Genomic DNA, 22,063 nt, shown 5'->3' on the forward strand with positions numbered 1-22,063 from the left:
TCTTCATGGGGATGTCCTCATGTGGCTTATGAAGACATTACTAACATCGGGGTGTACTAATCAACGGGGAGCAGGTCAAACTTGCATGAAACCCCCTTTGCTCAATCATCGCCGTAAAGCATCAAGTCAACGCCATAGTTCCAGAAACCAATGGCATTACTGGCAACAGGCAACGGGCTCGATACGATCCTGGCTCGGGGGAATTCTTCTCGTATGGTCTGTTCGTAGAACCTTGTCCCACCACCGGCAGCTGCAATGATATGGACTGGCCCGAGAACCCTTGTCGATTTTCGCAACTCTTTGACTACATCACTGGCGATGGAGGGAATAGCTTCTTCAAGCAGAGGACGTAGGGAAATGTGGCGGAACCCATTAAAGAAAGACTGCTCATTGTTACGGAGAGCGATTTCAATAATTTCTGGTAGATCATCAATTCGCTCTTCCGGGTTATCGGCATTAAGGCGGTTCACAATGCTTTCGATAATTGCACTGGTTGCTTTTAATGATGAACCTGAAGAGCCTGATACCCTGCTTCCGCTCTTAAAGGCGATGTAGTCCATCGAGAAGAAGCCAGGGTCAACCACGAGAATGGTCGACTTCTCTAATTCTTCCTGACTGATAAGGCCCGGTCTGTTAACGATGTCATTGATGACACCAACGCCCTGCTGAAGAACGAGGCATTTTTTAACAGTCACTGTTTTTCCTGGCGCAATAGTAAACGTACCGGTGAGCCTCGCAGTCAGTTTCGCGCGTTCACTTTCATTAGCAAGACGGACAGGTAAACCAGTTACTACCAGGTCGATTTCATTGCCTGCTTTAGCAGTGATTTTATCCAGTGAGGCCAGATATAGTGCCAGGTACATTTCTGTCATGTGGTAACGGTCATGCAGCTCACGCGCATCGGGGCGTTCGGTAAAAGCCCGCCATTCTTTACCTCCTGGGTACACCAACACTTCATGTTCGCAGCTACGCTTTACCAGCCGCACATCATCTACTGGCTCATTCGTAGCGTAGGCCGGATAAATACTGACTGTGGGTTTGTCATCCGCTGAATCCCCTACAGCAATTTTTACATTGCTGTATCCAATATCAATTCCGCAGACAACCAATTTGTCATTGCTCATTCGTTAACCCTGCAAGTTAAAAATGAATTACTGCCACTCCGATAACATTTGAGCGCCAAAAAGGGGTTCGCACTAACGTAAAGAAAGGTGGCCTCCCTCTGTCAACGTCGGGAATTAACCGTTAACAAGTTGTAACATGGTATTCAAACGATCATCGATTACCATTTTTTTTATCGGCAAAACGTCCCCATTTTTGACATTAATAATGGCTAGATACGGACGTTTAAAATGTCAGATATGTACATAAATGCTGCATGAAACTGGACGTCATATATGGCTAAATCCGGCCCTAAAAACCTTAACCCCTAACCTAAATCAGACTGAGGAAATTAGGTGGTAATGTATGAGGGCAACACATTTAGATTGGCTTTCCGCCTGGGGATTTCGCGGAGTATATATACTAAAAACACATGCTTCGGTGAGGTGAATTAAGGTATGTTGTGGCGATTACTCAAGGGTACACTTCGTGAAAATTTTACTTAAGCACAAGTTATAATTTCACTTAAATATGCATATCTCCCCTTCACTTCCCCCCCAAAAAAACTCTCTCAAACTAGTATATATACCTACAAAATGTGACATAAATCACTATGAAGTTACTGTGATTTAGGATTGATCCTGAAGACGGAGGGAGGTGATGGAAGTTTCAGCTGCGTTTGCCATTGTATTCTCCAGAAAGGTAACAAAAAGTGGAAAAGCCAGAAACATAAGTTTCTGCCATATCATATAGCGACTCTACATAATCGTTTACTAAGAGGTTTGTGCAGCGGTGGGCGTCATCCCGTTAATCGCCTCTACATTAGGGGAAGTAAGTTTCCATTATATTCCCCAGAAACCTATTAAAAATCAGAAATGCCCAGAAACGTAGTTTTCTGCCATATCATATAGAGATTGGCAAACTGCTTGATTAAAATAAAATGGCTTGATAAAAGTACCCGTACAGATAGATATTAATAGCTCAATCACCAGATTGCCATTGTATTCTCCAGAAACATGCAAAAAATGAGAACACCCAGAAAGATACTTAACTGGAGAATCAATCTTTCCTGTTTTGGAACTGAAAACTAAAAATCGAACCTGAAAAGGAGTTTTCTCTTTCTCCAGAAACATAGAGTTCTGGCGTAATAATAGAGATTCTCTTTTTTGGGGTTAAGTCCTAATCAAAAAACATCGAGGTGGTTTTATGCAACTCGTCGGGTACATCAATGATCTGGAAAAGGCTCGTGATGCGGTTGATTCAGCCGCAGAACTTCTGTTTAACGAGGCCAATAGTCTTCGGGAGGAATACTGGGACAAAGCTATTGCTGATGACGAGAAGGCACGGTACAGCTTTAACGTAACCAGGCAAGGAACAACTATCAGGATCCGCTGGGCCAGATTGACACCTTTGCGCAAAGCTGGTGGAGGCATTGATCGTGTCGTTCCCAAATACCTACCTCTCAACAAAGGCGAATCATATCCACCAGCGAAATTTAAGGATGCAAGCCAGCGAGAACTTGCGCTTATCGAACTGTATGAAGGTCAGCTTATTTGGTTGCGTGATGAGTTACGAAAAAACCGTGCAATTCGGCAGGCACTTTCACTTCGAATAACTCACCTAAGAAAACAGCTTTAGAAATACAAACCGCTCTGGAGTAAACATAACGGATATACATGAATACCAGGCGATGACCTGGTATTTTTGTTAGTGAGCCTTCAGGCGATCTGTTAGTGAGCCTTCAGGCGATAGCGGACTTATCGCGGCGGAAATGAATCAGGATGATCGCAATATGATCGCGAGTGTTTTCGCCCGGGTATGATCGGGTGGGAATGCAGCGGACTATTTCGCGGGCGCGAATATGGAAGGTAAACAAAGCGGAAGCGATAGCGTCGGTTTTCTCTATTTTTACATCGGGAGGTTGAGCATGGTAATAATCAAACCGCACGATGTCGGAGGAAAGATGAATTTCCTCCGGGGGTTTTTATGGGCAACCGGAGGTTGCCCTGGTTTTAATCGCCGGGGAAAACCAAAAGTGAATAACCAACATGGTTTTCCTCCGGGGGTTTTTGTCGCGGCGAGTACCGCTTAGAAATTGTGATCGGCTATCGAAACGGACAATATGAAGTCGATACCCTCGTTCGGAATAACTTCCCTCCCGATACACGCGTAAACAAAACGAAACCATTAACAAATTATCGCTCAGATTATCAAAGTGGATCATCTCCGTCTCATACCAGCCAAATTCCCTTGTAAACCGATCTGTATTCGCAAAAGGATCCGTTATTGGGATAAAACCACGCCAGAATCGCCTCAGAACGATTCTGAGCTTATCCCCCTGGTATTTTCACGATCGGATTGATTAAAACGCGCCTGAGCGTTTTGAGCGCGTTTTGTAGATCGACATATCTGTAAATTTCCTGAGTATGGTTTGGCTATGCCCTGATTTTGTTCCGAACGGGGAAGCCGTTATGATTAGGTCTGAATGTAAAGCACTTGTAGAGGTGATGCGGTATGAGTCACGAGCGCATTGAGGTTTTTGGTGATGGAGGCAGCTGGATAGCCGAAAGGCTTAAGTCATTCAGGTTAACGATCTTGGGTCAAAGTGAGTCGTTGTCTATCGTCAGGAACCCGACTGACAATTCTGCCTGGGTGACTCACGATGATACCGGCCTTGTTTTATGTCCCCTCCATGTTGATGGTTCGTTGGCCCCGGATATCGCTGAAGCTACTGAGACGGTGGAGAAATACATCTCCCGAGTGAGCCCTGCGGGAATATCAGCACGGATAAAGCAAGCCCGTAACCACCTGGATAGAATTGCCGCACCGGTAGACTCACGTTCTGCGGCAGCACTGTTAAGACGTGGCGGAATCCCGATTCTCTCACTGCGAACCACGGAATATCTGAAGTGGTACGAGTTGTTAGCGAGACTGGCGAAAGGTCAGGCTCTGTCACCATCCATCTGGGTGGATAACTACCTTGCCGGTGATACACCAGAAAGTGCATGGGCTAATGGACGCGGACTCTATGAGTTAATCAACAATGGGAATATGACATCAGCCAATACGATTTTCCCGGTCTGGTATTCTGTAGCTCTCGCACTGGGAAGATTCACAACAGAAGAACTACCTGTGATGAACGCCTGGCCGAGCTATTGTGATGGAACCCGTGTGGAGAGTTTTATCCAGTTGTATCGTGATTAATTCTTATTCATATGTCATATGATTAACGCTAAAGAAGATCTGCGGTAAGTCTGGCCGTTACCCGGAACCCCGGGACAGACCGAAACTTGCTTTCGGGTTGTCTCGGGGTTGGCCGAGCGAAGCGCTGGCAAGCACCACACCTATTTTGAGGAGAAGCCAATGTTAATTTCGTATAAGAGCAAATTGAAATTAGGATCTATCGCACTATGTTCATTTGGTGTAGGTATGGGCGTTATGCTATCAAAAACCGTTCCACTATCTTTAAGCGCTGTAGTAGTACTCGCCTTTTTCTGGTTACTCTCAATCATTTGTTTAGGGGTTGCTGCTTTCTTTTGTTCCGATTGAAATTGTGTAGTTCATACAGTACCCCGAATAATCCCCGCCTTTGTCAGTAGATAACCGTGAGGCAGACCGAAACTTGTTTTCGGGCTGTCGAGGGGTTGGCCGAGCGAAGCGCTGGCAAGTACAGACCATATTGTTCCCCCTGCATTTCTCATCGCTAAATTCTTTCTTGAAATATCGTCAGATTCCCTGTTTGTCACCCACCAGCCTCATGTTGTTATTGACCTAACTGCCATTCAATGGGAAGCAACAATGTTTAATTTAATCGCGAAGGCTAAAGAAGCAGGTTATCAATTCTGGATCAGTGCCTCCAAGGTACTGACAGTTACTACCGGAACCGAGATGGGGCTGACGATTATTAAAACTGTAACTGATATTAACCCTTGCTTGCTGGTGGCGGAGTTAATGAACCTTGGGATCACGTTATCCCCAGATAATAATTATTTCTGCTGGTTGGATAGCGAAGGTGTCCTTTGGGCCGTTGACCGCCACCATCTCTATCGAGGAAATACAGGGGAGCATGGGGTAAACTGGGATGTCGTCTATCATCACGGCATGGTAATTAATACCCCTGAGCAGGCATCCATCCTTTTCAAAATTCCCCACATTGGGCGCTTTACTGCCACTGTAATGTATAGCGCTGGCTATACACCCGACTGGGCTCTTCCAGCCTTTGTTGATTTTTCTGGTGAACCGGATCATGAAACAATACTGTCGTGGTTATCCGAGGTAGGCATTCGTAATGCAGGAATGCATCTCGAAGATATTGAGTTTCTTTCTGTTGAAGAAAATCCCGACGCTTATATCTCTCTTTAATGAGGTCTCTGTATGTCAAACGTTAAACCTTATTCCTGGGTAGTTCGCTTCGATGTTGCTCCTCAGTGGGTAGCTGACGGCTTTATCATGACAGATACCACAGCTCTCGAAATGCTATCTGATGTTATCAACTATGCAAACGATCACGAACTTGCCGCATTGGTTATTTCAGCACCCGATGCAGAAAGAATTTCCGAGGAGCAAGGCTATTTGGCTTCTAACAATGCGGAGCTAATGCGTCAGGTGCTAATCGGCTCACCGCAGGCATATGCTAAAGCATCTGTGGCAAATACCCTGCTAAAGGCTATAACCGCACTTGAGCAAACGCAGGATAATAAGCAGGTCGTTAAAGAACTGCATTCCAGCCTCGCTTTACTGACGGGCAATAAGCCTATTTCGGACATTATCTGGTTTCCAACCCCAGAATAATTCTTTCATAAAGAGCTTAAATCTTTAGCTCATTTATTTATGGATTTTCTATTCGTCAGCCACCCAGCGTGTGTTTAACTGAAGTTAGTAAACAAAACGAAAAACATACGCGGGGTGATTTATGAATACTGCAATTCATCAAGTACGAAATAACGTTCGTCGCACTACATCTGCACGTCCTGTTTGTTATCCAGTTCGCCCGCAGACAGAGAAAGAACTTTTTTCTGTAGGCCGCAGCCTCTGGTATCGCTACACCACTTCATTTGGCCCGTGCCGTGAAGTTCACCATCATCATGTGCAGCAGCTTGCACACCTGGTGGGTAAATCTGTTGGCTATGTTGAACATGCCATTAATCATTACCTCACGCATTGAACGAGGCGGCTTAATATGTCTACTCAAATCTATTGTGCGGTGCTTCGCCATTTCATGATGATGGCTGCATCCTCCCAGCACTCATTGATTGTGCTGAAGCAATTATATAACGCAGAGATTTCATCGAAAGCTCACCTGGCCGGTCTCTCCGTGTCCGAAGCTGAAGCGCTCCTGGCTCTACCATCCACCAGCTGGCGCAAACGCGATGATGTAATTCATGAGCTGAACATTCGCCTTAAGCAACTCACTAGCGTAGCCACACCGCCAGCTCAACAAGTCGCAAACTGAAGGAGTCTATAACATGCTGCCATTTCTCATTTTGCTGTTCTGCTCATCGCCTGAGACGGCGCGAATGATCCTAATCTACGCTACCGATGAATCTGCGGCCCGCCTCCAGGCGCTTGAAGATTTCGCACGTCTGAATGATTCGGGTTTTGCTGCTTCCGCCCAAACCCCATATGAGTGGGAGAATCCTCACGGTGACCAGCTCTTTATTGAGTCGGTATACCCGGTTCCATCCGGCGATTTATCTGCTATCCGCCGTATGCTCGGGGATGACGATGCCCCATATACCGACAAGCACCTTATTGCCGGTTTACTGGAGGACAGCCGACGTATCCAGATGATTGAACCGAATGCCGGTACTCTTTCTCGTATTGCTCAGGCAGAGCAGTACCTTCAGTAGACTTGTGTTCCGACCGCCCACCAGCAGGTGGGCTTCGGGCTAATTTCCTGTACGAGGTATGTATGCAAGGTACACCACGCTGGTGGCAGAACGGTCGTCGGGTGCAGGCCGTTCTCGCAGAGAATCAGACCGCAGATGTAAGGCTCAATATCGGCCCAGAAAATGACTTCTGGTTTACTGATGATGGTAATAATCCTGTTGCTGTGCTTAGGGTTATCGGCCCGGTCTGTCCACTGGATCCGCTAAAATTCACCTCCAGTATCACTGATGTCCTTCCTGAAGATGTCCATAGCTATAAAAAAGCCCTTCAGGAACACCAGATGATAAACCGGCCTGTCTCGTTCTATCTTGCACTTGCCGATGCCTGGTTGCTTGTTAACGAACAGCAGCCGGTTTACCAGTTCCGCATCCGAAACCAGTACAACGGCATGACTACTGAATGGAATTCCGTTGCCCGGGACAAAGTCATTGAAGTGATTAAGATGCAGCCGGAAACCGCTGAATTCCGGGTTCTCGTCCCATCGGCTCCTGAGCCTGCTGCGAATGCCCGGCAGTTGATCTCAGAAATTGAAGGTCTGCGTGAAGCTATTGGGAAACTCTACCCGGCAAATACTGATGTACGTCGTATTGCCAGAAACAGCGGCTGGATGCATGTATACGACGACACCAATGCCAAAATGAACTTTGCAGACAATGCCAGAAATACCCCTTATCTCGATGCCTTTGTGACTCAACTGCATCTCTTCCTCACAGATGATCGAGAGTAGATGTAAAACCTCCCTGAATCTTTCTGCTCTAACCAGCGCTGTCATATAGCATTTTTTTGACGGCGCTGCCGGTTGCGCTTTTATCAAACATGGTAAATACATTGTTTCATGCTGTCTGGCTCCCGGGCGCGGAGTTATCGTTGATGGAACCAAGTTGAGATATTCGAAATGAAAAGACCAACGGCACATAAAAATGACCGTCTGCCGGTGCGAAGATCTAACCCTACAACGCCTCAAGCAAGAGAGCGCGTTATTGCCGGGCTGGTGGCCTCAGCTACATCTGACTTCGTCTACCTCGTTCAGTGGCTGAAATCAGGAAAGCAGAACGGTGACCCTCTACAGCTATCCAGATGGGATAGCCTGAGAAATGCAATAAGCCACCTTGAGACGCTTGATGCTGGTGTACAACCTGACTGGCGCAAAGTCCTCACCCTGGTGTCGCGGGAAATTCATACCAGCCATAATGTCCAGGCGGTTGTTACTCCTCCGTCTAAAATCGCCGGTGGTATACTCAGCAACCTTAACGACATCAGCCAGAAGATAGCGACCGGGCTTGCTTCCCCTGACATGCTCGGCAGGCTCGATTATATGCTTCAGTTGACCGCAGGCCTGGCAGGTGGTGATGATCTGGCGCAAAGCATCCGTAAGGTTTCAGACAGTGCAGAAAAAGCCCTACGTGGTTATGACAAGCCGCAGGCAAAGGCCAAAACGCCTAAACCGGCCCCACCAGCTCCTGCATTCCGGGATGATCAGACGTTCAGGCAAGAGTGTGCGCCACTGATTGGGGTTGATGACCTCTTTGTTCTGGCTAATTGCCTTATTGCGATGTCCGCCCGCCTGGGCCGTTCTCCTGTCAGCCTAGCGAAACGCGCAGCGGGTTTAAAAGGTGTGATTAAACCCGATATGCTGGCTGACCTGCTGGAGCTCTTACAGCAGGACGTGGATCTGACCGCCCTGGCCCCGCCACCCAGGGTTAAAGACGATAATAGCCGCAGTGATGGAGGTAAGCTCGTCGGTTTAACCGGGGTCGTCGAAGGTGGCGCGTCAATCGGTGCTGAAGCGCAGCGTATCATCACCGCAGAACTGAAGAAGCACTCGCCGCTCACTTCGGCGCAGCGCGTATCTTTCGATACCGCCCGTGCGGGTCTGGCGCTGGAGAGCGATACATTCCGGGTTATTGAAGAGATCAGACGTATTGCAGCATCACTCAACTGGAGACCGCTGGCTGTCGCGGCCCATGCCGCGCATAAATCGCCTGGTATCCGCCCGGAGATTGCCGGGGATGTGATCACGTTGCTGGCGCAGGATGAGGCCTTAACCACCAGCAAGCCTAGCCGTTAAGTACCTGCCGCGCTGACTACAGCTTACCTCGCGATATTGCACCAGCAGCTCAGAAATAATACCGGTATAAACGTCCGCGTTTTGCCGGTATTTTAATTCGCCCTATTTTTAGAATTAGCGATAATAGCGTTGCTTATTACGTATTTTTACACTCAGAAACCTTCGTCACATGAATAGGGTATGGTTCACTGAATAGACAAAGACGTTAAATCTGGTCAGCTACAGAAAGGAGGATTTATGTAAATGCTCTCGTTACGTTCAAACTCTTAAAAAACTGCCGCGCCTGCCTATATAAGCCAGGCTGTAGACCTGAAGTCTACAAATTTAGCGTTACTGACAATTCACAATCCAGTGAACCGGCCCACACTAAGGAGGTTATATGCGAACGCGTAACTTTAAATCTGAGTCTATGTAATCTGATCAGCTGGCGCTGCCGAGAATGGCGGACTCCGCTACCCCGGTGATAGACCGGGGTAGCAGGAAGAAAGAGTAACGATTTACCGGTTTTAAAACCAAATTTTCGTCAAATGGGATACAAGCGCCCAAGGCCGGTTCCCGTCTGACAGACCGAAGTTGTGATGTGTGCATCGCCCCCCTGGAAGTTGTTTTATTGAATTGCTGTGTGTAGTTTTGCGGGGATAATACCCCGCTTTTTTTTTGCTTATTCTTCTTCGTCACCCCACCTTCCTGTGCCATCATACGTATAGAAAATAACTTTTCACTTCTGACCCTTTTTCAGTTGAAGTCTTATGATTTGATATTCCGCTAATACACACACATTAAGGAATGAAAATGAGCAACGATATTCATAACAAAATTGCTGATGCTTTAGCTTCTGTTGGTTTAAAACTTTCCGATGGATATACCCGGGCCGCACTCTTACTGAAGATGAAAGGTTCAGTTAGTCTCAATTTTGCTGTTGATGGCAAACCTGTCACTGTCACTCTCCATATGACTGAATCGGGTGATGTTACTGCTACCACTGATTATGACGATTCAACCGCTACTGCCGCAGCAGCAGCCGCAGCCACTACAACGCCAACACAAGAGTCGGTGGAAAAACCAGCAGAAGAGTCGGTGGAAGAGCCAGAAAAAAGTAATACACGAAAAGGCCCAAGGCCTAAGTAATAACTGCGCTGGAACTACATGTTGGCATAATTATAAATATCAAAACTGGCGGGGTTAAATCCCCGCTTTTTTATGCCCGATTTCCTTCGTCACCTGAATACCCCGTGAGACTATAAGTAAACAAAACGAACAACACGGGGCAACGCCATGACCACCAGCAAAGAGAAAAATGTATTCTACGTTCACTACTATGAATCCGACTCCAGTGGTGGCGAACTGCCACTGATGCGCATTGAAGCGGAGAACGAAGATGAAGCCAACCTGATCTGTCTTCGCAACCTCGCGGATGTTTATGACGTTGATCATGACGACATCAGTCTTGAAGACGGCTTCGAAGTGAACGGCAATAGCGTTTATCTGCAAGGTATCTACCCGGCGACCTCAGAGCAGGCACTGGTAGTTGATGCGGTATTTAATATGACTTCTGTAGAACCAGTCGCTGAGGCTGTGACCGGCACGGCGGAATCCGCCTGCGGTATCAGCCTGGTCTCTGATAAGGTCTGGCTGGAAAGCTGGTTCGACCTCGAAGACAAATTTGCTGATCAGATGGCCCACGTCGCTGAAGATGACAAGTCTGATACACGCTTCTTGCTCTACCGTGACCAGGTCATCGATGTGCGTGAATGCGAGACATCTTCTGTCCCAGGCTGGGATCTCCAGTTCGGCTTGAGCGGCGGTACGCAGATGCTATTCATTCGCCTTTCTGATGATGGCGATCACGTTGCACTGGGTCTCGAATAACTGCTGCCTGCGCCCGGGCTTGTTTGCCCGGGTTGCTCCCCTCCCCTGAATCAAACCGAGTATCATGACATCATTCTGAGGAGTACCAGACGATGAGCGAAGTAAAGCACTTCAGCATCACGAAAACCGTTGATTTTTACATCAATGAAGCATCCCCGGAAATTATTGCGGGCCGCAGGATCTATCTGGAAACCGTATTGATTCCTCGCCTTCGTACCGGCCTTGCCGTGCTCAATAAGATGGGCCTGACCGAGCGTGAAGATATGGAGCTGCGCGATGTGTACCAGCGTGGCGTGGAATTTTTTGACAAATTGTTCGATGGCCCTGTCCCGCAGGCCAATACCACCACCAGCCACTAATCCGCAAATTTTGTCCTTTTTTTACCCGGCTCTGACTTCGTCACCCGGGTAACCAGTGATTTAATAAGTAAACAAAACGAACATACCAATAATCACTGGGGATGCACCATGTTTAAAAGTCTGTCTGAATTGATGACCAGCGTTGGCAAGACTGATGCGCATAAAGTCTCGATAGTCCAGGTTAAAACCGGTGTCACCTCGTGGGGCCGCAAAAACCAGTCATCCCGGCCTACGGCTGAATACCAGATCTGGATGGATACTCCTGACAACGACAGTCGTATCGTCCTGAAGCTGAATTTCGTGCTGAGTTCCCGCCGTAACCAGCCTGAGAAGAATGCGCCCCTGAATATTGAAATCAGCCAGTACGCTAACTGGGATACGGTGAAACGCGCCTGGGCGGAATGCGCTCCTGAACGCTATATGCGGCTGGAGAATGAAACGACAGATGAGTTTATGTCCACCAGCGGGGTCTGGGAAGAAGCATCCGTCATCACCAATGACATGCAGCCGGATTACCGCTACTTCTATCCAGGCACGTCCTATTACGTGGCAAACGACAGCTACTGAAGCCAGAAAACACACCATATAACCGAGGATCTACCATGACCGACGCTATCCAGACTGCCCCTGAAAGCTTCAGCCTTTCTTCCCTGACCGACCTGTATCGCACAGTGCAGGCAACCGAGTCCCACGCTCTTTCAATGATGCGTGTCCAGAGGGGGATCACCTCCTGGGGGAGCCGTCGTATAACTGACCGCCGAACTGAGGGGTTCACCGTCTTTCTGGATGCGCCGGATAACGCCAGCCGTATTACTGTTAAAACGGAGTTCGTGCTGAATGCAGCAAAGACCGGCCCTGATACGTCTAATGATCTGGTGGTGGAAGCGCGTGAACATTCAGGCTGGGATGAGAGCCGGAATTGTTTCACTGTTACCCGCGAGATCGGCGAACTGCGGGTTAATGCTGGTGGTGAAAATCATGCTGCTACACTTCGTCAGCTGTGGAAGCTGCTTCACGCGCAGGCAAAAGCCTACCAGTCCAGAAATACTGCCGGTAACGCCACCTGGCTTATGTTCTGATAAGCCCCGGGCATGGTAATGTGCGTCACGACATTACGCCGTGGCGCACTACGTTCGTTTAGAAGGAAATGAAGATGAAAATAAGCCAGCTGGAAGTCGGGATGAGTGTCTGGTCGGTTAGCCGGGTAAATATGGGCAACACCACACTTAAAACAGTTGTCGTCCACCCGGTCGTGATTGTCGAAGTCCATGATAACCACGTCATAGCCACCTGGAATGGTAACGCCCCGCGTCGTTTCGGTGAGTCCGTCGTTAAGGGCTGGAAGAAAGAAAAGCCGTTGCTGATCCGTGAAGGTTTCGGGCAAATGCGCCTGGCTACCAGGGAAGAGAAAGCGCTGGCTGGTAAGTAACCCCCTTCGTGACCTGTATGACCCGTGGTGTAATGGCTCCGACAACCTGGCAGTTTTCGCAACGCAACACTCTGCCGCAAATCACCCTCCACGGGGCCAGACAGGGAATACACGATGACCGATGCCATTCTCTCTGAAGAGCTGTACTTCAAATACCTCAACACCTACGAACGCGAAAGCAGGTTTCGCATTGACTCTTTTCGCTTTGATGGCGAGCCTCAGTGGACAACCAAATTCGGTCAAGCTCGCATCCGCCCTTCTCAGGTACGTGTACTGCTCTGCCGCTGCGGGGCAAACAACTGGAAAGACGATGGCAGGTTCGCCAATGAGTACTGCTGCGACAGCTGCGGACAGTTCGTGGAGGTGCTACAGCATAACGACCGTTGATTCGCGTCCCGGGGCCGGAGCTGATGGCTCACTGATAAACCATTTCAGACCGACATATTCATTCTGATAATACCCGACGTATCGCCTTCGTCACCTGCCGGGCCCGTGTTGTACTGGTATCAGTACAACATAAAACGAGATCACGGGGCGCATCATGCAGACACTGACCGACGTATTCAGCGATAAGGCGAATAAAGCCTTTCATTCGATTTTCGCCGATTTCCTGCCCACCAGCGCGGATGGGGTAATCACCTTTACGGTTCGCGGCTATGGCGGAAAAACTGCCTGCATGACCGTCCCCTCTGGAACCCCGGTTTTCGTCTTTGGCACTGAAGAGCTCGCCGACTTCCATCGCTCCGCCGTGGCGGGTGAATTCTACATCGTTGATCACGGTGGTTTCCGCACCCTGAATCAACAGGTAGAACGTGGCCGCGTCCCAGTCATCTACGACATCCTCTGAAGGGATCCGATTATGGCAATCGACACAGTTTACCGCCTGCGGCTCGATTTCGACGTGTATAACGGCGATGTCATCGACACCAAAGAGCAGGAAGACAAAGACCAGATCTCCATTGCGAAAATCACCCAATTTATCTTCGATGCCTCCGTTCGGCTCAAGCTTGATGCCTGCGAAACCAGCGATGGCGGGCCAGCACATGGGCCTTACTGTGTTCTTGAGCACTGCAACCGAGCTGTACTGGAACAGGCCGAAACTGAAATTAAACGCTATGTGAGACGCTTTAAAGGCCATTCACTGGAAGACTGATGAACCCGGTACATCCACCAGCATGAGGATGTACCTGACTTCGATAGCCGCTGCCGGGCTGTGCCTCCTGAGCAGCAGAGGACAAGGTACGGATATGCCAGACAATAAACCCCGGATGACTGCCGCTGAAATGACTGAGCGAGCCTATCACTTCTTCCTGGACGCAAAGGGTCTGTCCCCTCGTGCCGGGCAGGTAGACATGATGGCGTTTTGCAGCGCAGTCGTTAACGCTACCCCCGCTGAGGAGCAGTATCGCGTCGGGGTTATTGAGGCCGGTACGGGGACAGGGAAAACACTCGGGTATTGTCTGCCGCTGATCCCCCTGGCGATGGAAAAGCATAAGACGCTGATCATCTCCACGGCAACCGTTGCGCTTCAGGAACAAATCATCTCCAAGGATCTGCCAGAAATACAGGCGAGAGCGGGCCTGAGCTTCTCCTATGCGATGGCGAAGGGCCGTAGCCGTTACTTCTGCCAGATGCGCTGTGACGTTCATATGGAAAGCGAGATGAATGCCTATGGCTACATCCGCGATGATGTGGAGGATATCAGCAAGGCCTTTGCTGGTGGTCACTGGACAGGAGAGCGTGATTCCTATCCTGATGAGATCAATGAGGCGGTATGGGGTCGGGTCAATGCTATTGGCAGTCAGTGCCCTAAAAAGCGTTGCCCACATTATCACCGTTGTCCGTTCTTCCTCGCCCGCGCCCTGCTGGAGTCGGTGGATGTGGTTATCGCCAACCATGACATCGTATTGTCTGACCTGTCACTGGGAGGCGGTATTATCCTTCCCCCGCAGGAAGAGTCCATTTATGTGTTCGACGAAGGTCACCACGTTCCGCAGAAAGCAATTAACCACTTTGCGACCTCCGCCTCTCTCGATGCCAGCAGGCATTTCATGAGCGAAATCTTCGACATGGTAATGACCATGCCAGAGTCCTACGGCGGGACTATGGAAAAGCACGTGCAGCAGCTGGTGGAGCTTGCGGGCCATGCCGGTGATGAGCTCGGTGAGCTGCGGGGGACACTTTTACGCTCCCTGAACTGGCGAAACGATCACGAAATGCCAAATGGCACGGAATCGGACATCTATCGCTTCCCGGAAGGTTTCGTTCCTGAAGATATTGCGGCCCTGTTTAAGCCTGGGTTAAAGACAGTAAACGAGATGCAGAATATCGTTGTGAAAATGACGGCGATTGTAGATGAGGCCGGGCGGGATATCAGCGAGGAAGAACTGGCCCTTCAAAAGATGGCTGTCGGCGAGCTGGCAAATCGCCTGGCGGGTATGCATCAGGCTCTGGCCTCATACTGCGGGAATAAAACCGTCTCTGGTATGCCTATGGCCCGGTGGATTAACGTCCGTCGTACTAAACGCAGCACCGAAGTGGTGATTAATTGCAGTCCGGTCTATGCGGGCGAACACCTGAAATCCGAGCTCTGGTCGAAGGCTTATGCCACCATTGTGACCTCGGCAACAATCCGCTCCCTTAGCAAGTTTGACGCATTCCTGGAGCAGGCCGGTCTTCCAGTCGATACACCTACCCTGCTGGCCCGCAGCCCGTTTGATTACCAGAACAACGGCGTGTTGTTCATCCCCCGTATGCGCTCGGTTCCGACCAATCATGAAGAACATACGGCGGAGATCATCGAACTCCTTCCCAAACTGGTGCTTCGGCTTCAGGGTTGCCTCGTGCTGTTCGCCTCCCGCAGGCAGATGGAAGAAGTCAGCAAGGCGATGCCTCAACACATTTCACCGCTTCTGCTGATACAGGGGGCACTTCCAAAACGGGAAATACTGCTGCGCCATAAGCTCAGAATCGACCGTGGTGAGCCGAGCATTATCTTTGGTATGGCTTCTTTCAGTGAAGGGGTGGATCTGCCTGGCGTGTACTGCAACAACGTCATCATTGCCAAGCTGCCTTTTAGCGTTCCGACCGACCCGGTGGGCCAGACCCTGACGGAGTGGCTGGAGAAAAACGGGCGTGATGCTTTCCGGGAAATCTCGATACCGGAGGCCTGCCTCAAACTGACCCAGTCCGTTGGTCGGCTTATCCGCACAGAGAGCGATACCGGCGCGGTGACTATCCTGGATAAACGCCTGAAGACAAAAGCCTACGGGAAAGACATCCTCGCATCCCTGCCCCCTTTCAGGCGCGAAATTCGTTAATCAACAGTCGAGAGGTTGCTATGCATAAAATTGAATGCCCACGCTGTCTGGGTGGTAAGGGTGAGATCCGAGCGTTCCGGCACGTTCAAGGCGGTGTGTGTTTTCGCTGCAAGGGCCGGGGGTATGTCGAGGTGAAAACCATCCCGAAGCCTTCTATCCGGTTTGTTGCTATGCAGAAATGGGCAAATCCAGAGGACGTTAACTACAACAATGGGGATTTTATCAGGACGTTCTATTTCAAGGCCCGAAGTCAGGCTGAAGCAACAAAGAAGCTTCAGAAAAAACTCGGCGCGTCAGGTCGTGAGTTTTATGCCACTCCTGCGGATGATGTCCAGCAATAAATGGGGGCGTTTTGTAGTGGTTTATTCACTCTGAAATCTATCACTCTGGTTATGATTGGTTTCGAAACAAATGACAGGTGGTAACACATGAAAAACCAGGCTAAAACACAACATTCTGTTTTTAAGTTCATTCGAGCTGCGATTCCGGTAACAGTTCTATCGGCTATACAGTACGCTGTCATTTCTACATTGCTGGTGGTTGGAAAAATTGACCTTCAATGGTCGGAACTCGCTACATCACTTCCGTTATGTATTATTGCAATATTCTCAACAGCATTTGTATTTTACGACCCAAATGAATATGAGTACTTTCTTTCAGTGCTGGGAATGCTTACCGTTTGGGTTTTAGTGTTTATTGCATCAATACTCCTACTTGTAATCGCGCGAGGTTTTTCCTTCATCACAAGCAATTATGTAACATATGCTGAATTGGCTTCCTATTCCATACAGATAGGAATGATGATTGTATTTTACTTCAAGAGGGATAGTCTTAATCAACAGACCCTATAGATACAGTATTTCGCGATTAATATTATCATTGAACATTAACGCACAAAATTTACCCCCACGTCATACAAGGTTACCGATGCAATGAAAAATAAAATTATCGATGCAAAACTTGCATTTTTTAAAGTAGAGGGAACTCCAAGTACTGGTCACGTTGTGGTTATCGGGAAACCATCATCTGGGAAAAGTTTCTGCCTTACTGATGAAATAACGCGTTTGTTAAAAGCAGGTAAAAACCACGAAAATTAATTTGAATATTGCAAGCGGGGTTTGCTATGACATCAATTATTACCACTTTATATGAAAAACTTTCATTTCGTGTGCTCGCAGTTCCGCTGATTATTTTCAGCATTGAATTTTTGATATGGGCAGTGCTTATTCGAGAAAATGTTATATCCGGGGACTGGCCTTTGTATAGAACTTGTTTGTTCGCTTGTTTTTCCTCGCTGATTATAACTGGATTCACATTCCAGAATCCTGAAGGCAGTGATTTCCTAAAGGCAGCAGCAGGTCTCCTTGGATGTCTGGCCTTGGGGGGATTGATAATTATTATTTATTATATTGGCACTCTCGAATTTCCGATTATCACTGCCAAGATGGTTTGGATTTTCATGATGGCAAGCTTTACGTCTCAGCTTTTCACTTGCCTGATGAAATCGATGACTGATTAATTTGAAGTTCAGCAAAAACAATTGCAGAGCAAAGTTATTTATTCACTCATTTTGCGATCTAAGTATGCTTACGCTGAAGTAACCGAAAAGTACCTTTCTTGAAAAGTTTTTTCGGGATTTTAGGAGAAATGGATAATGGCATTCTCACTTACTTTCCATCAATACATTCTGGAGTAATAACATGTTTACTTTAGTTCTCGTGATTGGGCTTTATTCAAGTGGTCTTAATCCAAGTGGTGTCACCTCTCAGAAAATACCTGACTACAAAACCTATGATGAATGCCAGAGTGCCGCGCCTAAAGCAAAGCGTGGGGAAACTATCACCATCTTAAGTTATTGCATTCCCCAGCCTGCGGATAAGACAAAGGCGTAAAGGCTTCGCTATATGTGAATTATCGAAGGGGTGTCCATTTCATACCCGATTACTTCGTCAATTGTCGACCGGTGGGATAATAGGATTAAAACAGTTTTTAGCTTCACGATATTATGGAGAAACCGCCGTCATGCACCCATTCGATTCGGTCAGAGTAAAACTGAGTTTTGCCGGAAAGCCACCAGCGGCTTTACTGCAAAGCGCCCTATTTCTTGAAAATCAGCGTCCCGAATCCTCCAGTTGGAGCGACCCGGGCACGGCGGGTAATACACTGCTTCGCGACATCCTCCGGTCACAACCGGTTGAACTGAGCACTCTACAAGGCGTGGTTAATCTGACTACTGGCAACCTCGGTAAAGCCGAATGTAGTGAGTTGCTTGCACTGATGGGCCTTCGTAGCTTCGGTGAAGAAGCTGCTGAGTTAATGGTTCGCAATGCGTCAATGGTTTTTGCGAGTGGACAGGCTAATGCAAAGAACCTGATTCGCATGGAAGTCACTAAATCACACCTTACTTCTGATAAGCAGGTCATTGTCAGTACTGAAACCCTTGAGCGGCGTATGTACGTCATGAACAGCAACGGTATCTGCTTCGTCGTTGAGCCTGAGATCTGCCTTGATGCCGAGAAACTGCCGGGCGCGGATTTCTTTATCACTGAAGACGAAATGGATGCTGCGGGCGTGAGCCGCTGGGGTGAAAACGGCAGTCAGCACTGGCGATGCATGGTTACCTGGTTCAATGGCAGTAGCACCATCATGAACGAAATGGGACACATGTACGAGCTCGGTGATGAACCTGAAATTCGGCTCAATAGCTTCGGTGGATAAAGCCCACCAGCGAGGAAATACGATGAGACACGATAACGTCAAGCCCTGCCCTTTCTGCGGTTGTTCATCTATCCGGGTTCGGGAGATTTCGAATAATTTTCGCGCCTGCTGCAATTCCTGTGAGGCCACGGTGGCGTTTCAGGACTCCGAACAAGCCGCTGTGACGCGCTGGAATACCCGCGCTGAAGAGAAACAATCTGGCGGACTCCAGTCAGCATAAATTAAGCCCCGGGCTGCTCTGGGCCTGAATACCGATAAGAGGAAACACCGACATGAAATTTTACATCAGCGACGTTTTATGGAAATCCGGGCAGGCATTCATTTTCTCGTTTGTCACTGCTCCGGCAGTTGCGTTACTGCTCATTCTGTTCTGCACAGTTCTTACCAGTTCACCATCCAAGGTCTTCCTCGATCAGGCCCGTAGTCTGGTTGGAAATGCCACCAGCACCTCGGTCATGGTTTGCCCTGAAGAGAAAGCAGTGTTTGCCGCGTTCCGCTCCTCAGAATGCCAGCGACACGTGGTGAATGCCGATGATGCCATTAAACAATGGGACTCGCTGTTGCTCAAAGGCTACCTGATAGTGGCGGGTATCGCTCTTATCTGCTGGATGGTAAGCGAGGCAGTTAACTACCGCAGAAAGCCGTGGCGCTATGGGATCCGTCCCTCTGATATGACATTTAGCTATACAAAACTCGTGCCGAAAGAATCCGATGATGACGCGGATAAATAACCACTCATTTAGCACGGCAGACAGCCGGTCAATGCCAGCAGCACAGGGGGCAGTATGGGTAGACCTACAGGCAATATCGTCAGACTCACAAAATCAACAGGCCGCAGCAGCGACTTTTTCGGGCCATGTGAGTTGTGTGGAAAACATATGTCAGAAGCATTCCGTACCCGAAAAGCGCGTGAGTGGCAGCGTGAAAATGGCGAACTCTATTACGGCCATGATTCCGCCGTCATGTATGCACATGAAAAATGCATTCTGAATCTGGAAAGCAAATTTACCTCAAATTAACGACTGGTGAGATTTATGAAAATACCTCTGGGTAAGACGTTCCCAATTTTTTTTATCTTATTGGTGGTGGTGCTGGGGGGCGCTATCGCCGAGAAACTGCTATGGGAGGGACACCTCTATCCCGATTTTCTTATCAGTGATGCCTATGTGGCGAAAGATACTCAATTGCAGGCCAGTAACGACACAACACTGTTGAAGCAGTGCTACGCTCAGCACTTAACTGGATGTGAAAAGTATTATAGAAGCTTCAGCCAACTGGAGGTCAGGGGTAACGATCTCAAGTCGCTGTGTAAAGTCCTGACAAATAACACTGATCTGGACGTCTTTCAGAGTGATGCTCAATTGCTGGTTCGTTGCTCACGATGGAATGTTTTCCGTGTAATTCCATTTAAACCTACAGATAACGCAACTGATAAATTTAAGCCAATGGTCGATATGGTTGGGAGCTGGATGGCCTACAACCGGCTCTCAAAAGAGCTACTTCATGAAGATCCGGTCGATATCTTTTTTGTTGGACTGGATGAGGGAAAAAAGCAACTATCCCTGAAATATTGCTTTACCGGGGTTGATCAAATTCCTCCTCAAGTAGCTTTCCAGCGATGTGACACCGAGTCGGATACGACTAAAACCCAGAGTGACAAATCATGATGACATTTCTCGCTAATTTGCATCGCCATACTACGGCCTGCCGCAGCTTCGCATTCTTCACTCTGGTCTCCGGCCCGGCGATTGCTTTATTTATCACGTTCATCTGCATGAACTATTCAGGTTCACCTTCAGCGCATCTGGTTAGTGCAGCCAGGGCTGTCATTGATGGTGCTCCGGTCGGCAAACTAATGGTATGTACCGAAGAGCCACAATCCACGACTCCCCCGACACTTATCGAATCTCCCTGCGTTCGCGAGGCGGTCGATGAATCAATAGTAACCGCGAAGTGGGATTCAAACTTCCGAATGGTTTACGCAATGCTTGCTCTGCTTTCTTCTGTTATCTGGTGTCTAGTGAGCGCCACACGAGCGAACATATTCAAGGACGCTAAACCCCCTACTCGATAAGCCTGTCAATTCTCAAATAAAATGATGAAAAGTTGTGAAATTAAGGAGTGATGATGAACATAAATTACAGTATTAATAACAGTGTGCTCATGATGATGAGTGAGTTTATGATTACAGCTTTTGTAATCGTAATACTTTTTGTGATTGTATTAGTATATAACAAAGCGTTTAAGTCTGAATTAAGCATAAAAATATTTTGTTTTAGTCAGTTAACAGCCATTTTCATTTCCGTATTAGAAATAACAACAAAAAGAACAAATGCTGGAAGTATCAGTATTACATGGAGTGACGGCATCCATCAGTTTTATACTCACGTTTTTCTGGGGTTTGCTTTTTCTTTCTTACTTTTTTTGCTTGGTCTTTATGACTACAAAATGAAAGGCAACAAAGATGGTTTAAAGGATTGCAAAAAACATGTTTTACCGTGTTTCATAGGGAGTTGGTTCGTATTAATAATATTCTTTTTCTCCGCTTCGCCTTTGCGCTATGAGGAGAATTTGATTACGGATGCTCGCGTCGTAGCTTCGGATCCCAATCGAACCACAATTATCTATGCTGATGGGTTCTACTGGCTATTTGATATGGATAGAAATGAATTTGATAAGTCTATATCCAGAGAGATAGTCAGAGGCAACTACAAGATGTTATGTACTTCAGATACACCAGCTACCTGCTGGGCGGGCAGAAAATTCCCCAAAAACACATCACTGGATAAAGTTTTATGAAAGATTGTAACGCTGAGAAATATAGCTATTCATGTCTTTTCGCAGCGGTATTTAGACCAGGTGAAATGCCTGTCATTTCCGCGTTCCGGGCGCGGTATTGGGCTCTAATCATTCGATGGGCATTGCGTTTCGGTTACACCGTTTGCCTGATTGGCAGCACTGGAACCGGAAAAAGTTACCTCATCGAAAGAACGCTACCAGGACGGATCATTGATGCCCGACTGTTACTGGTAAAGAATGATTGGCATGGCCCTGTGCCATTCAGTTTGCGCGGTGCAAAGCCCGGCCCAGTTGGCATTGATGAGTCGTCCAGCTTTTCAGAGGAAACGCTGCGTCAGAACGCGGAGAACCTGAAAGAAAGAGGGGTAGTGTATACAGCACAAAGCATTGATAAAGCAGCTAAAGTTGCAGCCAACCTGCCAAACAGGCGTGTGTTGCTTATCATGATTGGAAAAACGTAGCCTCTGCGGTCTAGGCCATCTGACCTGCTGAACTGACGCAGTAGACTCTC

Annotated in this window: 32 protein-coding genes; 31 read left to right on the forward strand and 1 reads right to left on the reverse strand. The window is 48.1% G+C overall.

Annotated features, from left to right (window positions below):
• Positions 1–101: 101 nt before the first annotated feature.
• Positions 102–1,124, reverse strand: a complete 1,023-nt coding sequence (locus OGX67_RS00020) for a ParM/StbA family protein (RefSeq protein ID WP_007372253.1) — start codon at positions 1,122–1,124, stop codon at positions 102–104.
• 1,183 nt (positions 1,125–2,307) lie between these two features.
• Between OGX67_RS00020 and mobI the strand changes: the two genes are divergently transcribed.
• From mobI to OGX67_RS00175, 31 genes are all read left to right on the forward strand, one after another.
• Positions 2,308–2,739: a conjugative transfer protein MobI(A/C) gene (gene mobI, locus OGX67_RS00025; protein ID WP_016241569.1), complete on the forward strand. Its 432-nt coding sequence runs from the start codon at positions 2,308–2,310 to the stop codon at positions 2,737–2,739.
• An 876-nt stretch (positions 2,740–3,615) separates the two neighbouring features.
• Positions 3,616–4,305, forward strand: coding sequence for a hypothetical protein (locus OGX67_RS00030; protein ID WP_009652897.1), 690 nt, complete (start codon positions 3,616–3,618; stop codon positions 4,303–4,305).
• A gap of 594 nt (positions 4,306–4,899) precedes the next feature.
• Positions 4,900–5,463, forward strand: a complete 564-nt coding sequence (locus OGX67_RS00035) for a hypothetical protein (protein ID WP_007372259.1) — start codon at positions 4,900–4,902, stop codon at positions 5,461–5,463.
• Between the two features lie 12 nt (positions 5,464–5,475).
• The gene (locus OGX67_RS00040; RefSeq protein WP_016241566.1) at positions 5,476–5,892 is read left to right on the forward strand and encodes a hypothetical protein; all 417 of its coding nucleotides are present in this window, start codon (positions 5,476–5,478) and stop codon (positions 5,890–5,892) included.
• Positions 5,893–6,013: 121 nt separating this feature from the next.
• Complete coding sequence (locus OGX67_RS00045) at positions 6,014–6,265, forward strand: hypothetical protein (RefSeq protein WP_007372261.1); 252 nt, start codon at positions 6,014–6,016, stop codon at positions 6,263–6,265.
• A 15-nt stretch (positions 6,266–6,280) separates the two neighbouring features.
• Entirely contained in the window at positions 6,281–6,553 is a 273-nt protein-coding gene (locus tag OGX67_RS00050; protein ID WP_016241565.1) for a hypothetical protein, read from the forward strand.
• Positions 6,554–6,566: 13 nt separating this feature from the next.
• Positions 6,567–6,950: a hypothetical protein gene (locus tag OGX67_RS00055; protein ID WP_007372262.1), complete on the forward strand. Its 384-nt coding sequence runs from the start codon at positions 6,567–6,569 to the stop codon at positions 6,948–6,950.
• 62 nt (positions 6,951–7,012) lie between these two features.
• Entirely contained in the window at positions 7,013–7,717 is a 705-nt protein-coding gene (locus OGX67_RS00060) for a hypothetical protein (protein WP_007372263.1), read from the forward strand.
• A gap of 168 nt (positions 7,718–7,885) precedes the next feature.
• Positions 7,886–9,058: a hypothetical protein gene (locus OGX67_RS00065; RefSeq protein ID WP_007372264.1), complete on the forward strand. Its 1,173-nt coding sequence runs from the start codon at positions 7,886–7,888 to the stop codon at positions 9,056–9,058.
• A 792-nt stretch (positions 9,059–9,850) separates the two neighbouring features.
• The gene (locus OGX67_RS00070; protein WP_007372266.1) at positions 9,851–10,186 is read left to right on the forward strand and encodes a hypothetical protein; all 336 of its coding nucleotides are present in this window, start codon (positions 9,851–9,853) and stop codon (positions 10,184–10,186) included.
• A 147-nt stretch (positions 10,187–10,333) separates the two neighbouring features.
• Entirely contained in the window at positions 10,334–10,927 is a 594-nt protein-coding gene (locus tag OGX67_RS00075; protein WP_007372267.1) for a hypothetical protein, read from the forward strand.
• Between the two features lie 92 nt (positions 10,928–11,019).
• Entirely contained in the window at positions 11,020–11,286 is a 267-nt protein-coding gene (locus OGX67_RS00080; protein ID WP_007372268.1) for a hypothetical protein, read from the forward strand.
• A 108-nt stretch (positions 11,287–11,394) separates the two neighbouring features.
• The gene (locus tag OGX67_RS00085; protein WP_007372269.1) at positions 11,395–11,853 is read left to right on the forward strand and encodes a hypothetical protein; all 459 of its coding nucleotides are present in this window, start codon (positions 11,395–11,397) and stop codon (positions 11,851–11,853) included.
• A gap of 35 nt (positions 11,854–11,888) precedes the next feature.
• On the forward strand, positions 11,889–12,365 hold the full coding sequence (locus OGX67_RS00090; RefSeq protein WP_007372270.1) for a hypothetical protein: 477 nt from the start codon (positions 11,889–11,891) through the stop codon (positions 12,363–12,365).
• A 74-nt stretch (positions 12,366–12,439) separates the two neighbouring features.
• Complete coding sequence (locus OGX67_RS00095) at positions 12,440–12,715, forward strand: hypothetical protein (RefSeq protein WP_007372271.1); 276 nt, start codon at positions 12,440–12,442, stop codon at positions 12,713–12,715.
• 114 nt (positions 12,716–12,829) lie between these two features.
• Positions 12,830–13,102 (forward strand): hypothetical protein, encoded by a 273-nt coding sequence (locus tag OGX67_RS00100; RefSeq protein ID WP_007372272.1) that lies wholly within the window; start codon positions 12,830–12,832, stop codon positions 13,100–13,102.
• A 154-nt stretch (positions 13,103–13,256) separates the two neighbouring features.
• The gene (locus tag OGX67_RS00105; RefSeq protein ID WP_016241563.1) at positions 13,257–13,562 is read left to right on the forward strand and encodes a hypothetical protein; all 306 of its coding nucleotides are present in this window, start codon (positions 13,257–13,259) and stop codon (positions 13,560–13,562) included.
• A gap of 12 nt (positions 13,563–13,574) precedes the next feature.
• Complete coding sequence (locus OGX67_RS00110) at positions 13,575–13,868, forward strand: hypothetical protein (RefSeq protein ID WP_007372274.1); 294 nt, start codon at positions 13,575–13,577, stop codon at positions 13,866–13,868.
• Between the two features lie 94 nt (positions 13,869–13,962).
• A complete protein-coding gene (gene dinG / locus OGX67_RS00115) occupies positions 13,963–16,035 on the forward strand; it encodes an ATP-dependent DNA helicase DinG (RefSeq protein WP_016241562.1) in 2,073 nt (690 codons plus the stop codon).
• Between the two features lie 20 nt (positions 16,036–16,055).
• The gene (locus OGX67_RS00120) at positions 16,056–16,376 is read left to right on the forward strand and encodes a hypothetical protein (protein ID WP_016241561.1); all 321 of its coding nucleotides are present in this window, start codon (positions 16,056–16,058) and stop codon (positions 16,374–16,376) included.
• Positions 16,377–16,463: 87 nt separating this feature from the next.
• The gene (locus OGX67_RS00125) at positions 16,464–16,886 is read left to right on the forward strand and encodes a hypothetical protein (protein ID WP_024196082.1); all 423 of its coding nucleotides are present in this window, start codon (positions 16,464–16,466) and stop codon (positions 16,884–16,886) included.
• An 81-nt stretch (positions 16,887–16,967) separates the two neighbouring features.
• A complete protein-coding gene (locus OGX67_RS00130; protein ID WP_007372277.1) occupies positions 16,968–17,132 on the forward strand; it encodes a hypothetical protein in 165 nt (54 codons plus the stop codon).
• A gap of 26 nt (positions 17,133–17,158) precedes the next feature.
• Entirely contained in the window at positions 17,159–17,554 is a 396-nt protein-coding gene (locus tag OGX67_RS00135; protein WP_024196081.1) for a hypothetical protein, read from the forward strand.
• 181 nt (positions 17,555–17,735) lie between these two features.
• Complete coding sequence (locus tag OGX67_RS00140; protein WP_016241560.1) at positions 17,736–17,927, forward strand: hypothetical protein; 192 nt, start codon at positions 17,736–17,738, stop codon at positions 17,925–17,927.
• A 130-nt stretch (positions 17,928–18,057) separates the two neighbouring features.
• A complete protein-coding gene (locus OGX67_RS00145) occupies positions 18,058–18,753 on the forward strand; it encodes a hypothetical protein (protein WP_007372278.1) in 696 nt (231 codons plus the stop codon).
• A gap of 22 nt (positions 18,754–18,775) precedes the next feature.
• The gene (locus tag OGX67_RS00150; RefSeq protein ID WP_032155220.1) at positions 18,776–18,973 is read left to right on the forward strand and encodes a Lar family restriction alleviation protein; all 198 of its coding nucleotides are present in this window, start codon (positions 18,776–18,778) and stop codon (positions 18,971–18,973) included.
• Positions 18,974–19,025: 52 nt separating this feature from the next.
• Positions 19,026–19,484: a hypothetical protein gene (locus tag OGX67_RS00155; RefSeq protein ID WP_008786599.1), complete on the forward strand. Its 459-nt coding sequence runs from the start codon at positions 19,026–19,028 to the stop codon at positions 19,482–19,484.
• A 147-nt stretch (positions 19,485–19,631) separates the two neighbouring features.
• Positions 19,632–19,772 carry a hypothetical protein gene (locus OGX67_RS00160; protein WP_007372281.1) on the forward strand — a complete coding sequence of 47 codons (141 nt, stop codon included), beginning with the start codon at positions 19,632–19,634 and terminating at the stop codon, positions 19,770–19,772.
• 15 nt (positions 19,773–19,787) lie between these two features.
• On the forward strand, positions 19,788–20,420 hold the full coding sequence (locus OGX67_RS00165; protein ID WP_007372282.1) for a hypothetical protein: 633 nt from the start codon (positions 19,788–19,790) through the stop codon (positions 20,418–20,420).
• Positions 20,421–20,877: 457 nt separating this feature from the next.
• Entirely contained in the window at positions 20,878–21,552 is a 675-nt protein-coding gene (locus tag OGX67_RS00170) for a hypothetical protein (protein ID WP_008786597.1), read from the forward strand.
• Entirely contained in the window at positions 21,549–22,013 is a 465-nt protein-coding gene (locus tag OGX67_RS00175) for a hypothetical protein (protein ID WP_008786596.1), read from the forward strand. Before OGX67_RS00170 ends, OGX67_RS00175 begins: the two co-directional genes overlap by 4 nt.
• Positions 22,014–22,063: the final 50 nt, after the last annotated feature.

Origin of the sequence: Citrobacter sp. Cf118, from assembly GCF_030334095.1 — a bacterium.
GTDB classification, from domain to species: Bacteria; Pseudomonadota; Gammaproteobacteria; order Enterobacterales; family Enterobacteriaceae; genus Citrobacter; species Citrobacter freundii.

Bases quoted from the DNA above. Each gene is read 5' to 3' on its own strand.
- OGX67_RS00020 (WP_007372253.1), bottom strand. From the start codon at position 1,124: ATGAGCAATGACAAATTGGTTGTCTGCGGAATTGATATTGGATACAGC.
- mobI (WP_016241569.1), top strand. From the start codon at position 2,308: ATGCAACTCGTCGGGTACATCAATGATCTGGAAAAGGCTCGTGATGCG.
- OGX67_RS00085 (WP_007372269.1), top strand. From the start codon at position 11,395: ATGTTTAAAAGTCTGTCTGAATTGATGACCAGCGTTGGCAAGACTGAT.
- OGX67_RS00160 (WP_007372281.1), top strand. From the start codon at position 19,632: ATGTCAGAAGCATTCCGTACCCGAAAAGCGCGTGAGTGGCAGCGTGAA.
- OGX67_RS00035 (WP_007372259.1), top strand. From the start codon at position 4,900: ATGTTTAATTTAATCGCGAAGGCTAAAGAAGCAGGTTATCAATTCTGG.
- OGX67_RS00045 (WP_007372261.1), top strand. From the start codon at position 6,014: ATGAATACTGCAATTCATCAAGTACGAAATAACGTTCGTCGCACTACA.
- OGX67_RS00065 (WP_007372264.1), top strand. From the start codon at position 7,886: ATGAAAAGACCAACGGCACATAAAAATGACCGTCTGCCGGTGCGAAGA.
- OGX67_RS00105 (WP_016241563.1), top strand. From the start codon at position 13,257: ATGCAGACACTGACCGACGTATTCAGCGATAAGGCGAATAAAGCCTTT.
- OGX67_RS00135 (WP_024196081.1), top strand. From the start codon at position 17,159: ATGACATCAATTATTACCACTTTATATGAAAAACTTTCATTTCGTGTG.
- OGX67_RS00040 (WP_016241566.1), top strand. From the start codon at position 5,476: ATGTCAAACGTTAAACCTTATTCCTGGGTAGTTCGCTTCGATGTTGCT.
- OGX67_RS00110 (WP_007372274.1), top strand. From the start codon at position 13,575: ATGGCAATCGACACAGTTTACCGCCTGCGGCTCGATTTCGACGTGTAT.
- OGX67_RS00055 (WP_007372262.1), top strand. From the start codon at position 6,567: ATGCTGCCATTTCTCATTTTGCTGTTCTGCTCATCGCCTGAGACGGCG.
- OGX67_RS00140 (WP_016241560.1), top strand. From the start codon at position 17,736: ATGTTTACTTTAGTTCTCGTGATTGGGCTTTATTCAAGTGGTCTTAAT.
- OGX67_RS00120 (WP_016241561.1), top strand. From the start codon at position 16,056: ATGCATAAAATTGAATGCCCACGCTGTCTGGGTGGTAAGGGTGAGATC.
- OGX67_RS00090 (WP_007372270.1), top strand. From the start codon at position 11,889: ATGACCGACGCTATCCAGACTGCCCCTGAAAGCTTCAGCCTTTCTTCC.
- OGX67_RS00150 (WP_032155220.1), top strand. From the start codon at position 18,776: ATGAGACACGATAACGTCAAGCCCTGCCCTTTCTGCGGTTGTTCATCT.
- OGX67_RS00145 (WP_007372278.1), top strand. From the start codon at position 18,058: ATGCACCCATTCGATTCGGTCAGAGTAAAACTGAGTTTTGCCGGAAAG.
- OGX67_RS00060 (WP_007372263.1), top strand. From the start codon at position 7,013: ATGCAAGGTACACCACGCTGGTGGCAGAACGGTCGTCGGGTGCAGGCC.
- OGX67_RS00075 (WP_007372267.1), top strand. From the start codon at position 10,334: ATGACCACCAGCAAAGAGAAAAATGTATTCTACGTTCACTACTATGAA.
- OGX67_RS00100 (WP_007372272.1), top strand. From the start codon at position 12,830: ATGACCGATGCCATTCTCTCTGAAGAGCTGTACTTCAAATACCTCAAC.
- OGX67_RS00125 (WP_024196082.1), top strand. From the start codon at position 16,464: ATGAAAAACCAGGCTAAAACACAACATTCTGTTTTTAAGTTCATTCGA.
- dinG (WP_016241562.1), top strand. From the start codon at position 13,963: ATGCCAGACAATAAACCCCGGATGACTGCCGCTGAAATGACTGAGCGA.
- OGX67_RS00175 (WP_008786596.1), top strand. From the start codon at position 21,549: ATGAAAGATTGTAACGCTGAGAAATATAGCTATTCATGTCTTTTCGCA.
- OGX67_RS00030 (WP_009652897.1), top strand. From the start codon at position 3,616: ATGAGTCACGAGCGCATTGAGGTTTTTGGTGATGGAGGCAGCTGGATA.
- OGX67_RS00080 (WP_007372268.1), top strand. From the start codon at position 11,020: ATGAGCGAAGTAAAGCACTTCAGCATCACGAAAACCGTTGATTTTTAC.
- OGX67_RS00130 (WP_007372277.1), top strand. From the start codon at position 16,968: ATGAAAAATAAAATTATCGATGCAAAACTTGCATTTTTTAAAGTAGAG.
- OGX67_RS00070 (WP_007372266.1), top strand. From the start codon at position 9,851: ATGAGCAACGATATTCATAACAAAATTGCTGATGCTTTAGCTTCTGTT.
- OGX67_RS00095 (WP_007372271.1), top strand. From the start codon at position 12,440: ATGAAAATAAGCCAGCTGGAAGTCGGGATGAGTGTCTGGTCGGTTAGC.
- OGX67_RS00155 (WP_008786599.1), top strand. From the start codon at position 19,026: ATGAAATTTTACATCAGCGACGTTTTATGGAAATCCGGGCAGGCATTC.
- OGX67_RS00050 (WP_016241565.1), top strand. From the start codon at position 6,281: ATGTCTACTCAAATCTATTGTGCGGTGCTTCGCCATTTCATGATGATG.
- OGX67_RS00170 (WP_008786597.1), top strand. From the start codon at position 20,878: ATGATGAACATAAATTACAGTATTAATAACAGTGTGCTCATGATGATG.
- OGX67_RS00165 (WP_007372282.1), top strand. From the start codon at position 19,788: ATGAAAATACCTCTGGGTAAGACGTTCCCAATTTTTTTTATCTTATTG.